The sequence below is a fragment of the Methylobacterium iners genome (assembly GCF_022179305.1).
GTDB classification, from domain to species: Bacteria; Pseudomonadota; Alphaproteobacteria; order Rhizobiales; family Beijerinckiaceae; genus Methylobacterium; species Methylobacterium iners.
Map to the genome: position 1 here is coordinate 1 of NZ_BPQP01000096.1, position 13963 is coordinate 13963.

General features: G+C 67.3%; 17 protein-coding genes and 1 pseudogene. 12 read left to right on the forward strand and 6 right to left on the reverse strand.

Annotation, left to right across the window (positions count from 1 at the left end):
* Window positions 1-307: pseudogene (locus MFF55_RS24170) on the forward strand (calcium-binding protein); the annotation flags it as partial.
* A gap of 409 nt (window positions 308-716) precedes the next feature.
* Here MFF55_RS24170 and MFF55_RS24175 read toward each other — a convergent pair.
* A complete protein-coding gene (locus MFF55_RS24175) occupies window positions 717-1133 on the reverse strand; it encodes a hypothetical protein (RefSeq protein WP_238246667.1) in 417 nt (138 codons plus the stop codon).
* A gap of 119 nt (window positions 1134-1252) precedes the next feature.
* Between MFF55_RS24175 and MFF55_RS24180 the strand changes: the two genes are divergently transcribed.
* A complete protein-coding gene (locus tag MFF55_RS24180; protein ID WP_238246668.1) occupies window positions 1253-1465 on the forward strand; it encodes a hypothetical protein in 213 nt (70 codons plus the stop codon).
* A 311-nt stretch (window positions 1466-1776) separates the two neighbouring features.
* The gene (locus MFF55_RS24185; RefSeq protein ID WP_238246669.1) at window positions 1777-3120 is read left to right on the forward strand and encodes an APC family permease; all 1344 of its coding nucleotides are present in this window, start codon (window positions 1777-1779) and stop codon (window positions 3118-3120) included.
* Window positions 3121-3191: 71 nt separating this feature from the next.
* Here MFF55_RS24185 and MFF55_RS24190 read toward each other — a convergent pair whose 3' ends face one another.
* Entirely contained in the window at window positions 3192-3854 is a 663-nt protein-coding gene (locus MFF55_RS24190; RefSeq protein ID WP_238246682.1) for an SAM-dependent methyltransferase, read from the reverse strand.
* A 546-nt stretch (window positions 3855-4400) separates the two neighbouring features.
* Here MFF55_RS24190 and MFF55_RS24195 point away from each other — a divergent pair.
* A complete protein-coding gene (locus MFF55_RS24195; protein ID WP_238246670.1) occupies window positions 4401-4916 on the forward strand; it encodes a CYTH domain-containing protein in 516 nt (171 codons plus the stop codon).
* Window positions 4917-5015: 99 nt separating this feature from the next.
* Here MFF55_RS24195 and MFF55_RS24200 read toward each other — a convergent pair whose 3' ends face one another.
* The gene (locus tag MFF55_RS24200; protein WP_238246671.1) at window positions 5016-5279 is read right to left on the reverse strand and encodes a hypothetical protein; all 264 of its coding nucleotides are present in this window, start codon (window positions 5277-5279) and stop codon (window positions 5016-5018) included.
* A gap of 97 nt (window positions 5280-5376) precedes the next feature.
* A complete protein-coding gene (locus MFF55_RS24205; protein ID WP_238246672.1) occupies window positions 5377-5760 on the reverse strand; it encodes a hypothetical protein in 384 nt (127 codons plus the stop codon).
* Between the two features lie 285 nt (window positions 5761-6045).
* On the opposite strand from MFF55_RS24205, the gene MFF55_RS24210 reads away from it, so the two are divergent.
* The gene (locus MFF55_RS24210) at window positions 6046-6237 is read left to right on the forward strand and encodes a ribosome modulation factor (RefSeq protein WP_306421472.1); all 192 of its coding nucleotides are present in this window, start codon (window positions 6046-6048) and stop codon (window positions 6235-6237) included.
* Between the two features lie 109 nt (window positions 6238-6346).
* Window positions 6347-7504: an iron-containing alcohol dehydrogenase gene (locus MFF55_RS24215; RefSeq protein ID WP_238246673.1), complete on the forward strand. Its 1158-nt coding sequence runs from the start codon at window positions 6347-6349 to the stop codon at window positions 7502-7504.
* Window positions 7505-7622: 118 nt separating this feature from the next.
* On the opposite strand, the gene MFF55_RS24220 is transcribed toward MFF55_RS24215, so the two are convergent.
* Together MFF55_RS24220 and MFF55_RS24225 are read right to left on the reverse strand one after the other, a co-directional pair.
* Complete coding sequence (locus MFF55_RS24220; RefSeq protein WP_238246674.1) at window positions 7623-7781, reverse strand: hypothetical protein; 159 nt, start codon at window positions 7779-7781, stop codon at window positions 7623-7625.
* A gap of 69 nt (window positions 7782-7850) precedes the next feature.
* On the reverse strand, window positions 7851-9488 hold the full coding sequence (locus MFF55_RS24225) for a DEAD/DEAH box helicase (RefSeq protein WP_238246675.1): 1638 nt from the start codon (window positions 9486-9488) through the stop codon (window positions 7851-7853).
* Between the two features lie 209 nt (window positions 9489-9697).
* Here MFF55_RS24225 and MFF55_RS24230 point away from each other — a divergent pair, with 209 nt between their 5' ends.
* From MFF55_RS24230 to MFF55_RS24255, 6 genes are all read left to right on the forward strand, one after another.
* Window positions 9698-9964, forward strand: coding sequence for a hypothetical protein (locus MFF55_RS24230; RefSeq protein WP_238246676.1), 267 nt, complete (start codon window positions 9698-9700; stop codon window positions 9962-9964).
* Between the two features lie 261 nt (window positions 9965-10225).
* Window positions 10226-10912 carry a GntR family transcriptional regulator gene (locus tag MFF55_RS24235; RefSeq protein ID WP_238246677.1) on the forward strand — a complete coding sequence of 229 codons (687 nt, stop codon included), beginning with the start codon at window positions 10226-10228 and terminating at the stop codon, window positions 10910-10912.
* A complete protein-coding gene (locus tag MFF55_RS24240) occupies window positions 10909-11700 on the forward strand; it encodes a transporter substrate-binding domain-containing protein (protein ID WP_238246678.1) in 792 nt (263 codons plus the stop codon). Before MFF55_RS24235 ends, MFF55_RS24240 begins: the two co-directional genes overlap by 4 nt.
* 27 nt (window positions 11701-11727) lie before the next feature.
* A complete protein-coding gene (locus tag MFF55_RS24245; protein ID WP_238246679.1) occupies window positions 11728-12393 on the forward strand; it encodes an amino acid ABC transporter permease in 666 nt (221 codons plus the stop codon).
* Window positions 12394-12403: 10 nt separating this feature from the next.
* Window positions 12404-13063, forward strand: a complete 660-nt coding sequence (locus tag MFF55_RS24250; protein WP_238246680.1) for an amino acid ABC transporter permease — start codon at window positions 12404-12406, stop codon at window positions 13061-13063.
* Window positions 13041-13766, forward strand: coding sequence for an amino acid ABC transporter ATP-binding protein (locus MFF55_RS24255; RefSeq protein ID WP_238246681.1), 726 nt, complete (start codon window positions 13041-13043; stop codon window positions 13764-13766). The genes MFF55_RS24250 and MFF55_RS24255 overlap by 23 nt, the downstream gene beginning before the upstream one ends.
* Window positions 13767-13963 lie beyond the last annotated feature (197 nt).

The window sequence follows — 13963 nt, forward strand, 5'->3', positions numbered from 1 at the left end:
CCACTTCACCAACTTCGGCGCGCGGGAAGGCCGGGACGCCAACGCGATCTTCGACACCGACGCCTACCTGGCCCGCTACACCGACGTCGCCGCGGCCGGCGTGAACCCGCTGACGCACTACACCCAGTTCGGCTTCCGCGAGGGTCGCGACCCCTCCGCCGGCTTCGACAGCTCGGCCTACCTCGCCGCCTACTCGGACGTGCGGGCGGCGGGCATCGATCCCATGACCCACTACCTGCAATTCGGCCTCTACGAGGGCCGCTCCGCCCAAGCCGACACCACCTTCGGCGCCGGCAACGTCGGCTAAACTCGACACTGAGGATAAGGCCGGCGGCGGCGCGATCTAGATGAACGGGCGTGCGTCGGAGCAAGGATCTCCGAACCTTCCAGCTACCTCATCGGGTCAAACGCCGACGTCATGCTGGCAGACTTCATACGACGCTCCGCAAGGACATCTGAAGGTCCGATCGACAACGATCACGGCCGGGTAGGATCACTAAACGGGTACGCTGCGGCAATCGATGCGGATCAAGGCTGGTTGTAGGAGAAGCGGGCACCGGGAAAGGCTTAACAGGGGCAGCTTTGTGTTGTCGAAATCAATACTCGGAGGCGCTGACGACACCGGTTCGACGGTTGCGAGGCTCAGGATGCAAATGCTGCGGTATTGGGTAATCGCAAGCGAGGCCGATCGCGCTTCCGCATGACCAGCCCCATCGTTAGTGATGTCGTGCAGGCCGCTCGTCGCGCGTTCGACGCTCCGCGCGGTCATCGCCTTTGCTCTTCTTGCCCTTGAGCTTTTTCACCTCCTTGCGTGGCAACACCTGCTCCACGACGTCCAGAGCCAAGTGCCCCAGAGCTCCAGCGGCCGACTTGGCCAGTTCTGAAGTGACGGATGGGGAGGGATTCCCGGCGGTCGGCGGCGATCCGCCAGCGTGCAAGGCATGCGTGCCGGTCGGCTGATGCCTGTTCAGAGCCGTTGCAGCAGCGCCAGCGGCCGCAACGAGGATTTCGGCCAAGATGGTTCGCGCCTGCGGGTGACCGAGGATCGCGCTAACAATACCTGACTTGCGCAAGCGCCTGGGCACAGGCCACCCAGCGAGTGTCTTGGGAATCTTAGCTTTCTTCTTCGCCATTGGCCTTCACCTGCCTGCTCGTAGACTTTGCAAGAGCTACCTTGTTGAACCGCTGGATAGATAGCCGGTTCCAGATCTGCAGGTTCTCAGGACCTTCGCTCTCTGCGGATCACCCGAGCGTGAATGATGACCATGCTACCGGCGGACCGCGCTTCGACCTCGGCCATCACACCACGAGTTGGCTGGCGAATACGACGCTCGAGGCCCCGACACCGTGCTTCACGCCGATCTCGGGGATGATCGCCCTCGGGCTTGGCCTCAACCGGCTGAACGGAGAGGTTCAGCAAACGACACAACGCAACCGCTCCAGCCGTCCCGCCATCCGCTCGTGAGCGGATGGCGGGTTCGGTTCTGACGGGCTTGAAGGTGAGGAGGCGTTCGCGCCAGGGCGGTGAAGGAGACCCGAGACCTTGGGAGCGCTCGTGCCGCGAATGACAACCTCGGGTCCGCGCCCGAGCCCGGCAGAGCGAACAACAGCGGTGGTCGCCGCGCATGTCAGCCTGCCCGGATCGAACGATGTGCCCGTGGGTAGGATCGGCAGCCCTCGCGCGACGGATGTCCGCTTCAGACAATGCATTCACGCACCTCCAATGGCACAGTCGGGTCGGAAATGGTCCCTTGAGCACCACGGCGGACACGAGGCATGACCGGCAATTCAGGCGCTGCCAGAACTTCACCGGCCGTCTCGACCCTGACGGCGACGGCCATCGTCGTGGCCGACATGATCGGTGTCGGCGTCTTCACCAGCCTTGGCTTCCAGGTGAAGGACATCTCGACCGGCTTCGCGCTGCTGCTGCTGTGGTTCGTCGGCGGCGTGGTCGCGCTCTGCGGGGCCTTCTGCTACGCCGAGCTGGCTACGATGTTTCCCCGCTCGAGCGGCGAGTACAACTTTCTCACCCGCATGTACGGCCCGGCGGTCGGCTTCATGGCGGGCTGGCTCTCGGCTACCGTCGGCTTTGCCGCACCGGTGGCGCTCGCGGCCATGGCCTTCGGACAATACGCCAAGGCGATCCTGCCGGGCGCGCCACCCCTCCTGCTCGGTCTCGCAGTGATCTGGATCGTCTCGATCGTTCACCTGCGCGGAACGCGCCAGGGCAGCACGTTCCAGGTCGGGTTCACGCTTCTCAAGCTCGCGCTGATCGCAGCCTTCATCGGGGTGGGCTTTGCCAGGGGCGGAGGACAGCCGATCAGTTTCACCCCCACCACGTTCGACCCGGCGCAGATCTTCAGCGCCAGTTTCGCGCTCAGCCTCGTATTCGTGATGTACGCCTACTCGGGATGGAACGCCGCGACCTACATCGTGGGCGAGCTCGCCGATCCGCGGTATAGCCTGCCGCGTGCGCTCTTCGTCGGGACAGGCCTTGTGCTCGTACTCTACGTCGCGCTGAACGCGGTGTTCCTCTACACCACGCCGCTTCCGGAGCTCGCCGGCCAGGTCGATGTCGCCTTGATCAGTGGGCAGCATATCTTCGGCGAGCAGGGCGGCCGCATTGTCGGCGGCCTGATCTGCATCGGTTTGATCCCGACGATCAGTGCGATGATGTGGATCGGCCCGCGCGTGACGGTGACGATGGGCGAGGACGTGGAGCTGCTGCGCCTGTTCGCGCGCCGCTCACACAGCGGCGTGCCCACAGCCGCAATCCTGCTCCAATGCGTCATCGCCAGCCTTCTGCTGCTCACGCAAAGCTTCGAGGCGGTGCTCGACTTCGTGCAGTTCAGCCTGACCTTCTGCTCGTTCCTGGCCGTGCTGGGGCTGGTCAAGCTGCGGATCACGCAACCCGATCTGCCGCGGCCCTGTCGGGCTTGGGGCTATCCCGTCACACCGATGATCTTCCTCTCCGTCACGCTGTTCATGATGGTCCACCTCGTCGCCGTACGACCATTCCAGTCGCTCGCAGGCTTTGTCATGATGCTGGCGGGCCTCCTGCTGTACGGCGTCGCGACGAACCAAGCGCGACGCAAGGCTCGGAAGGCCAGACAGCCGTGAGACGCCTCGTTCTCCCAGGTTGACCTTGTACGACATCGCCGATCGCGGTGCCTACCGGGCGCCGATCGTCATCACTGGGCCGAGCGTGCGTCGGACTTGGTTGCGCGCAATACGTCGAGCCGGTACTCGGCGGTTCGCGACTGCTTCAGGACTCGCGCAAAGCCCCGCGCACCCGCGATGAAGCCTTCGGCCGCATCGTCGCCGGAAAGCGGATAATGGGTGACGCCGAGCCAGTGAACCAGAACGATGTCGGCATCCGGCAGCAGCGCCCCCTCGACGCGCGCGACGAGGCGAGCGAGATCGGCGCGGTCGAGATAATAGGCCACCTCCGAGATCATGATCAGGTCGAAATGCCCGTCCGGCCAATCGCCGGGGACGGCGGCGAGCCTGAAGCTCACGTTCGGACAATCTGCGCAGCGCGCACGAGCCGCTTCGAGAACGGAGGACACCACATCGAGCCCGATCAGTGCATCGCAGCGAGGACACAGTTGGTGCGTGAAGACGCCGATGGAGCAACCCACCTCGAGACCGGACACGTAGCGGGGCCGCGGCAGGGCCGCGAGCGTGGCCGCGTACTTGTCGCGTTCGTAGGCGCTCGTGGCGAAGCGCCAGGGGTCGGGGTCGGTGGCGTACATGCCTTTGAAGTAGTCCGGATCGAGGGAAGCCGGTCGACGACCCGTTGGGGCATCGGTCGGCGCGCCGGGACCCGCCTCCTCGCCAAGGGCTCCGTTCATCTGGAGCATCGCGCCCGTGGCAACGGCTCCCCCGGCTTGCAGCAAGAGGCGGCGTGAGGGTCGCTTGTCGGTGCGCACAATAAGCCTCGCTGCGTCCGCGGGCGGGAGAGAATCCAACCTCGCTCGGTCAGTACCGTTCCGACGCACGCCAAGGAGGACGGTCCTTCGATTGCCTTGCGGGGCGATGCATTGCCCTGCACGGGTGATGGCGGCGATCGGCACAGGGTGGCCGGTAGAGCGACGAGACGACGTTCGCTCCCGAGGTCGGCGCGGTCCCGCAGCCCTTCCCACGTTCGACGATGCATCCTACTGGCGTCGGCTCCGTTCTCCGACGGAGGCCCTGCCACGAGGGAGGGCCCGAGTGAGCGTGACCGTCGCACCTGGATCGGCGCGGCGCGACGTTCACATCGATCCTCCGCCGCTGCGCCATTCGCCCCGACTCAGGAACCGGCGGTCGCGCTCAGACCGATCGAGCCGCGCGCCTCGGATTGCCTCTCGGACGATGGCTGGTACGGTTCCCATGTCCTCAGGTCATCAACGTGTTGCATGCGGTTTGAAATCGAGCGGAAGTTCCTCGTCACCCACGACGGCTGGCGCAACGCCGCGACGCGTGTGCGGCACCTCAAGGACGGATTGATCGGCCAGTTCGGACGCGGCAAGGTGCGGGTGCGCCTGGACCAGGATGGGGCCTGGCTCACCGTGAAGGGGGCACGCGCCGACGGCATCGCGCGGCCCGAATTCGAGTACGAGATCCCGCGGGACGACGCGGCGGACATGCTGCAGACCGTCTGCACGGGGTGCCTCATCGAGAAGGACCGGTTCTGCGTGCCGCATGCCGGGCTCGTCTGGGAGGTGGATGTCTTCCGAGGCTCGCTGGCCGGGATCGTCCTGGCGGAGCTCGAGTTGGAGGACGAGGATCAGCCCTTCGCCAAGCCGGACTGGGTGGGCGAGGAGGTCACGGGCGATCTGCGCTTCCGGCAGTCCACCCTGCTGCACCTGTGCAACAAGGCGACCAAGCCCATCACCATGGCCGACGTATTGGCGGTCCCGCCCGCGCGTTGACCGCCAGCCGGAAGCGTGAAGAGCAGCGCCAGGAGGCTGGGGCGGTAGCGGACGATCCGGCTGATGTCCTCAAGGCGGCTTGCAGGCCGGCAGCGTGGTTCAGCCCCTATCCGGCCGCGCCTGCAGGATCGCGGCGCGCACAAAGGGGCGCACCAGCGCGGGGCCGACCTTGCCCCTGCTCACGACATCGTCGGCGCCGGGATGTCTCCGCACCGCCTTGGCGAGATTGAGCCGGTAGCCCTCCCGGAAGACGAAGGTGGGCGCCAGGGGATCGGCCATGTAGGCGTCGACGGCGGCGTCGACCTCGTGCTCGGCAATGAGCTCGAGTTGGCAGAGCGCGGCGGTCGTGAGTTTCTCGGTCATCCGCACAAGTAGGACCAAGCGACCGCCGCGAGCAACGTGATCCGGATACGTGAGCCGCCGGTCGTCGTGTTAGGCGCCCGCGGCTCACGATGCGTCGTCAGTCGTAGGGGTCGAAATCGGGTCCGTAGCCGTAGCCGACCGGGCGCGGCCCGAACCGACGCGGTCCGTAGAAGCCGTCGCGCTCGACCACGACCTCCCGGACCACCGGCCGTGGCCGGTACGGTACGGGACGCTCCACGACGACCTCACGGACGATGCGGGTCGGGCGTACCACGGGACGCTCGACGATGACCTCGCGCACGACCTCGCGCGGCGGGTCAACGACGCGCCGTTCCACGACCGTCCGCCGCGTCACCACGGTCCGAGGAGCATCGTAGGCATCGTACTCGTAATCGGCAGCCTGCACGGATGCGGCGCCGAGGAACCCCCCGGCGCTCAGGCCCGCCGCAGCAAGGGCGGCTCGTGCGATCTTTCTCGTCATCTCGTTCACCTCACGCATGAACACGGCCGCGCCGTGCGGCCTCGCGAAGGAAACGCGCGGAGAGGACGTTTGGATGATGGGGCAGCAGCATCCGGGCCGGATTTCGAAGCGTCGGCCGAGGGAACGGCCGCGCTCGCCTGCGGTGGCAGGAACATGGCGGGACGGCGACGGTTGAGGGCGAAGCGTCGAGCAACCCCGCCGAGGTCGCAACGGATCGCCGATGCCCTCGCCTCCGGCGGCGGCGCAGTGAACCCCGCGAGACCAGGCACATCGAGGCTCTGAAGAATGATGGAATCGCCCGACGACAATCTCGACCACTTCGCCCTTGGCTACTACGCGCCGGGCAAAGGGCTGGCCCGGGACGCATCGCCCTACGCCGAGGGTACGGACGCCCACGCGCGATGGCTCGCAGGCTACGATGCCGCCCTTCGCGGCGAGCCCGAGCCGAGCCGATCGGATCGTGCCTCGACGGGTTGAACGCAGAACGGCCGGGGGTCACGCATCCTTCGGGATCGGGTTGACCGACCCAGCGCGATAGGCGCTCCAATCCGGTCCGAGATCTCGCACCCTGATGCAGAGGGCCAGCATGTCGAGTTTCAGCTTCAACACGACGCGCTCCATCGTCGTCGAGGCGGGCGCGAGCGCACGGCTTTCCGGCATCGTGAAGCCGCTTCTCGGCGATCGCATCCTGCTCGTCACCGATGCGGGGCTGCTTCGGCTCGGCCTCCTCGCCCCGGCCCTTGCAAGCTTGGCAGGCGCCGGCGTCGAGGTCGCCATCTTCGACGGTGTCGAGGCCGATCCGCCGGAAGCAAACATCGCCGATGGCGTCGCACGCGCCAAGGCGCACGAAGCCACGGGCGTGCTCGCGATCGGCGGCGGCTCACCCATGGACGTCGCCAAGCTCGTCGCCCTGGTGACCGGCAGCGGCGAGCGGCCCCAGGACATTTACGGGGTCGGTCTGGCCAAGGGTCCGCGCCTGCCGCTGGCGCTCGTGCCGACCACGGCCGGAACAGGCTCGGAGGTGACGCCGATCGCCATCGTCACCACGGGCAGCGCCGAGAAGAAGGGCGTGGTCTCGCCCCTCCTGCTGCCGGACCTCGCCGTGCTCGACGCCGATCTCACCCTCGGCCTGCCGCCCGCCGTGACCGCGGCCACGGGCATCGACGCCATGGTCCACGCCATCGAGGCCTTCACCTCGGCATCGCCCAACAACAATCCGGTCTCCCGGGCTCTCGCCCGCGAGGCCTTGCGCCTCCTCGGCGCCCACATCCGCGCGGCAACCCATGAAGGCGGAAACCGCGAGGCCAGGCAGAAGATGCTGCTCGGATCGCTGCTGGCAGGCCAGGCTTTCGCCAACTCTCCGGTCGCCGCCGTCCACGCATTGGCCTATCCGATCGGCGGCCATTTCCACGTTCCGCACGGGCTCTCGAACGCACTCGTGCTGCCGCAGGTGCTGCACTTCAATCGCGAGGTTGTCGGGGAGGCTTACGCCGAGATCGCTCCGGACCTGTTCCCTGGGCTTGCCGAGAGACCTGTCAAGGAGCGGACCGACGGCTTGATCGAGGGGCTGAGGCGGCTCAGCCGTGAGCTCGGGCTGCCCCAGGGCCTGGGGGCCGTGGGGATCGGCCCTGAGGTGCTGCCGATGCTGGCGCAGGATGCGATGAAGCAGACGCGCCTACTGGCGAACAATCCGCGCCCGCTCACCGAAGCAGACGCCTTGGCGATCTATGAGGCAGCCTTCTGAGGCACGAAGCCTCAGGGTTGCTCGTTCTCACCAGTCCCGGCTCCTTCGACGCGGTATTGGGCGCCGGGACAGGTTTGCTTTGCGGCCCGCCGCCTCGACGGAGGATGGCCGCTCCGGGCTATGCCGTCGGCGTGAGATCGTCCGCGGCCCAGGTCTCGCGCACTTCGCCAACGTCCACATCGTAGGCTTCGCCGAGATTCCAGACGCCGACGACGGAACCGACGCGCCCGTCGGGCAGGCGGACGAGATCGAGCGTCTTGAAGGGGGAGGGGGTCATGGTATGGCTCCTTTCCCCATCAACCGTTGCATTGCCCTGTTCGATCCATTTGGGCGCCGGCCCTCGCTCCTAAGAAGCGATGTCGTCCCGCCGGCGGGCTTCCGTGAAGACACGCCCGTCCGAAAAACGGTAGCGGGTGCTCTGGGTCAGCCTTCCGCCGTTCTCGACCAGGATCGCCTCGGGCCGGATCAGGTCGTCCTGCTGCGCCAAGGCCGCGGCGACGGTCATCGGCGCATCGCGGCCGCCCCCGAGATGGCGCCACCATTGCACGGCCTTCTCGCGCAGGTACCCCGAGTGCTCGAGATGAACCTCGACCCGGTGGTGCTGGCCGCATTGGCCCAGGAACACGACTTCCAGGCTGTCGGGACCGCCCCGCCGCGCTCGCGACAGCAGCTGCCAATTCGAGACCGCGAGCCAGCCCGTCGTCTCTCGCGAGAGGATCGGATACGCATCGTCGGCCTCCGCCTCGTGGACGAGCGCCTCCGCGTCGCCCTCCGGCTCGACCCAGCAGGGCTCGCAGGTGCTGGCATTCAGAGGGATGAGGGCGCCGCAGCCGGGACATGGCTTGGCTCGGGGCAGGCCGTCGCGGCCCTCGACCGCGGCGGCGCTGCGGGCGGTCACGATGTCAACCGGTCCGTGCATGCGCACGAGGCCCGCATAGTCCAAGATCAGCGCATTGGTCTTGTCCGGCGCGAGCCGTAGGGCGCGGCCGACCTGCTGAACGTAGAGCCCCGTGCTCTGGGTGGGGCGCAGCAGGGCGATCAGATCGACCCGCGGCACATTGAAGCCGGTCGACAACACGCCGACGGATGTGAGGCAGCGCAGCCGGCCCCCGCGAAACGCCGCGATGATGCGGTCCCGGTCGCGCTTCCCCGTCTCTCCCGAGATGGTTTCGCAGGAATATCCCTCCGCCCGGACCGCATCGCGCACGGCCGCCGCGTGGGCAAGGCCCGCGCAGAACGCGAGCCAGGCGCGCCGCTCGCGCCCGTAGCTCACCAGTTCCTCCACCGCAGCGCGAGTGATCCAGTCCTGGTTGACCGCGGCTTCGAGCGCGCTCGGGATGTAGTCGCCGCCGCGCTTGGGTACCCCGCTGACGTCCAGCGTGGTTGCCGTCGCCTTGGAGATCAGGGAGGTCAGGTAGCCCTGCTGGATCAGGTCGCCGACATTGGCCTCGTAGACGATGCGCTCGAAGACGCGTCCCGGCCCCTCATCGAGGCGGCCGCTGTCGAGCCGATAGGGCGTGGCCGTCAGGCCGACGACGCGAAGACCGGCGTTTCGGGCTCGAAGCGCCGCGAGGAAGCGGCCGTAGCTCGTCTCGGCCGAGCGCGGGATCAGGTGAGCCTCGTCGACGATGACGAGGTCGAAGGCGCCGATCGCCTCGGGCTTGTTCCAGACCGACTGAATTCCGCAGAACAGAACCTGCGCATCTCCATCGCGCCGACCGATGCCGGCCGAGTAGATGCCAGCCCGTGCCTCGGGCCAGTAGCCGAGAAGCTCGCGATGGTTCTGCGCGATCAGCTCGCGGGTATGGGTCACGACCACGATCCTGCGACCCGGATCCCGGGCCAGCACCTCCTGGATCAGGGCTGCGATGACCAGCGCCTTGCCGGCCCCGGTCGGCAGCACGATCAGCCCGGCACCGCCGCCGGCGTGCCAGAAGGCGTAGAGCGCATCGAGGCTCGCGCGCTGATAGGGTCGAAGATTCATGCGCGGCCCTTAGCCCAGCACGACGCCTTCCGCCGTGGCCAAACGACCGCAGTGCGGTCCTCGCGGGAGCCCCGGGGCCCGCGGCAGGCGCTTGGGCGGGAATTGCAGCCGCCCTGTGACCTTTCCGGCATTCGGCCGTTGACTCGGCATCGACCCGGCCCGTCGGCACTGCCGCGGGCCGCCCTGCCAAACATCACCGGAGAGTTTTCATGAAGTCCTTATGGATCGCAGCCGCCCTCATCGCTCCCCTGGCCCTGAGCGCGTCGGCTCAGGCGCAGGGCACCCTGCGTGGCGCCGAGCAAGGCGCGGAAGACGGTAACCGTGCGGCCGGACCGGTCGGCGGCGTCGTCGGCGGCGCGGTAGGCGCGGCGACCGGCACCGTGGGTGGCGTGGTCGGCGTCGATCCCGATCGCCGCGAGGAGCGCATGGAGCGGCGCGACGAGCGGATGGAGCGCCGCGAGCGTCGCGACCGCTAAGACGAACCGGAGCTCCTGGTACCCATTGTACCAGGAGCTCCGACGGCGCGTGGCCTTGATTTCAGATGATGGATGGCGCCCTCCCCAAGGAGAGTAGCGTCCCGCTCCGCGGGCCCGAGACCCGTTGCGGCTCTTACGCCAATCCACCCGCCCCCATCTCCGCACGATAAGCCAGGCCTAGGTCCTGGCACATGCCTTGCTAAGCCTCTTGCATACAACCTGATGGGCTTGTGATGCATGGAGGTCGCAGAGGGCGTATCGATGGACGAGACGATCCTCTCGGCGATCATCGCCCGACGGATCGGACCCGGCACGCGCCTCGGCGAGGTCAAGCTCGCGGAGCTGTTCGGCGTCTCCCGCACCCGAATCCGCGAAACCATGATGCGGCTCGCTGCCCGCGGCATCGTCCAGGTGAGCGCGCGGCGCGGCTGGTACGTGGTCGAGCCCTCGGTGGAGGAAGCGCGCGAGGCCTTCCAGGCGCGCCGGATCATCGAGGTCGGGATCGTCCAGGCCCTTCATCCCCTGTCCGGAACGGAGATCGCTCTCCTGCGGGCCCATCTTGCGGCAGAGGGAGAGGCTGTGCGGACGGGCGACGTCTGCGCGGGCACCTGCCTGCTCGGCGATTTCCACACGCGACTTGCCGAAATCCTGGGCAACCGGTCGCTCATCGAGATGCTGCGGGACCTCACCGCCCGCACCGTGCTGATCTCGATGCTCTACCAGCCCAACGAGCGCGCCATCGAGTCGAACGCCGACCATCATGCGATCGTCGCGGCGCTCGAACGCGCCGACATGGACGCGGCCGCGCGATTGATGGCTGAGCACATCGACAAGGTCGAGGCCGGCCTCGACCTTGCGGCCAAACCCGACCCCCTCGACAGCCTGCGCGAGAGCCTGAATGCGCAGACCGACCCGCGACACCCTCTGCCGAAAGGATTTGCCGCATGATCCGCCGCCGTTTCCTTGCCCTGGCCGCCATCGTCGGCCTGGTGCCCGGCCTCGCCTCGCCGCTGCCCGTGCGCGCCGATGCGCTGTCCGACATCACCGCTCGGAAGACCCTGCGCATCGCCGTGCCCCAGGACTTCCCGCCCTTCGGCAGCGTCGGCTCGGACATGACGCCTCAGGGCTACGACATCGACGTGGCCAACCTCATCGCCAAGGGCCTCGGGGTGAAGGCCGAGCTCGTGCCGGTCACCAGCGCCAACCGCATCGCCTATCTCCAGACCAACAAGGTCGATCTCGTGATCTCGAGCCTCGGCAAGAACCCGGACCGGGAGAAGGTGATCGACTTCTCGGTGGCCTACGCGCCGTTCTTCAACGGCATCTTCGCGCCGGCGGGCGTCGCGGTCACCAAGGCCGAGGAATTGGCCGGCAAGAGCGTCGGCGTGACCCGCGGCTCGGTGGAGGACCTGGAGCTCACGAAGATCGCGCCGGAATCGGCCGCCATCAAGCGCTACGAGGACAACAACGGGACCATCTCGGCCTTCCTCTCCGGCCAAGTGAACGTGGTGGCGACCGGCAACGTCGTCGCCGCCGCGATCCTCGCGCGCAATCCGCCGAAGCGGCCCGAGCTGAAGTTCCTGATCAAGAATTCGCCCTGCTACATCGGACTGCTGAAGGATCAGCCCGCAGTCCTGACCAAGGTCAACGCGATCATCGAGGGCGCCAAGAAGGAGGGCAGCCTGGAGGCGATCTCCCAGAAATGGCTGAAGACCAGCCTGCCGGCCGACCTTTGAGGCCCGCTCCGCGGAGGCACCTCGACCATGCGCCTCGATTTTGGCTGGCTTGCCGAATACGCGCCCGTCCTCCTCAAGGGCGTCGGCATCACGCTCCAGCTCATTGCGGTCGGCGCGCTCATCGGCATCGCGCTCGGGACCGCCTGCGCCTGGGCCCGGGCGCTCGGGCCGCGCTGGCTCGGGAGGATCGTGGCGGTCTATGTCGAGCTGATCCGCAACACGCCGTTCCTGATCCAGCTCTTCTTCGTGTTCTTCGGGCTGCCCTCCCTCGGGCTCCAGCTCTCCGAGCTGCAGGCGGCCAACCTCGCGATGATCATCAACCTCGGCGCCTATAGCTGCGAGATCATCCGTGCCGGCATCCAGGCGACGCCCAGGGGGCAGTTCGAGGCCGGCGCGAGCCTCGCGATGAAACCCCTCCAGGTGTTCCGGCACGTGGTGCTGATCCCGGCGCTGCAGAAGATCTGGCCGGCCCTGTCCTCGCAGGTGGTGATCGTGCTGCTCGGCTCGGCGGTGGTCTCGCAGATCGCGGCCGAGGACCTCACCTTCGCGGCGAACTTCATCCAGTCGCGCAACTTCCGCGCCTTTGAGACCTACATCGTCACGACGCTGATCTACCTCGCCCTGGCGCTGGCCCTGCGCCAGGCGCTGCGAGGCGTCGGCTGGTGGCTCTTCCCCATAAGGGCCTTGCGATGAGGCCCGCGCGATGACCGAGTTCACGACCTGGGACATCCTGCGCAACCTTCTGCTCGCCGCGCGCTGGACGATCCTGCTCTCGCTGGTCTCCTTCATCGGCGGCGGGCTCGTCGGCGTCGCGATCCTGTTCATGCGCACGGCGAGGGCGAAGGGCCTCAGGCGATTCGCATGGGCCTATATCGAGCTGTTCCAGGGCACGCCGCTCCTGATGCAGCTCTTCCTCGCCTTCTTCGGCCTCGGGCTGCTCGGGCTCGACGTGCCGGCCTGGCTCGCGGCCGGCGTGGCGCTGATTCTCTGGACGGCGGCCTTCCTCTCCGAGATCTGGCGCGGCTGCGTCGAGGCGATCCACAAGGGCCAGTGGGAGGCCTCGTCGAGCCTCGGCATGGGCTACTTCCAGCAGATGCGGCACGTGATTCTGCCGCAGGCCCTCAAGATCGCGGTACCGCCCACCGTCGGCTTCTCGGTACAGGTGGTGAAGGCGACCTCGCTCACCTCGATCATCGGCTTCGTCGAACTGTCGAAGGCCGGCACGGTGGTGACCAACGCCACCTTCCTGCCCTTCACCGTCTACGGCCTCGTGGCGCTCATCTACTTCGCCCTGTGCTGGCCGCTCTCGAAGTCGAGCCAGATCCTCGAGAGGAGGCTCAATGTCGCTCATCGAAATCACTGAGGTGAAGAAGCGCTTCGGCGACAACGAGGTCCTGAAGGGCATCAACATCGACATCGCGGCCGGCGAGGTCATCGCGATCATCGGCAAGAGCGGCTCGGGCAAGTCGACGCTGCTGCGCTGCATCAACGGCTTGGAGACGATCGACGACGGCTCGATCCAGGTGGCCGGCGCGCAACTCTTGCCCGACGACCTCCACCTCAAGGCCCTGCGCCTCAATGTCGGCATGATCTTCCAGGGCTTCAACCTGTTCCCGCACCTAACGGCGGGGCGCAACGTGATGCTGTCCCAGACCATGGTGAAGAAGACCCCGAAGGCGGAGGCGGAGGTCATCGCGAGAAAAATGCTCGACCGGGTGGGCCTCGCCCACAAGTTCGACGCCTATCCCGACCAGCTTTCCGGCGGTCAGCAGCAGCGCGTCGCGATCGCTCGGGCGCTTGCCATGCAGCCGATGGCGCTCCTGTGCGACGAGATCACCTCCGCCCTCGATCCCGAACTCGTCCAGGAGGTGCTGGCCGTGGTGCGCGAGCTCGCCGCCGAGGGCATGACGCTCCTGATGGTGACCCACGAGATGCGATTTGCCCGCGAGGTCTGCAGCCGCGTCGTCTTCATGCATCAGGGCCGGGTGCACGAGATCGGGCCGCCGGAGACCGTCTTCGCGAACCCGCAGACGCCGGAGCTGCGCCAGTTCCTCGGCATGCACTGAGGGCCGCGAAGGACCCCGGGCTTCCGACGTGCACGTTCAGCGGGAAGGCCGTCGATCTGCGTCAGCTCTGATTGCACTTCGAACCAGCCCAGCGGGCATAGCCTGGAATTCCACGAAACTCCGCAGAACGTTAGCCGCCTCCCGTTTTTTGCAGGGCCGCAACATTGGCCGACAACCGCTGCGCGCCTTCACGCGTC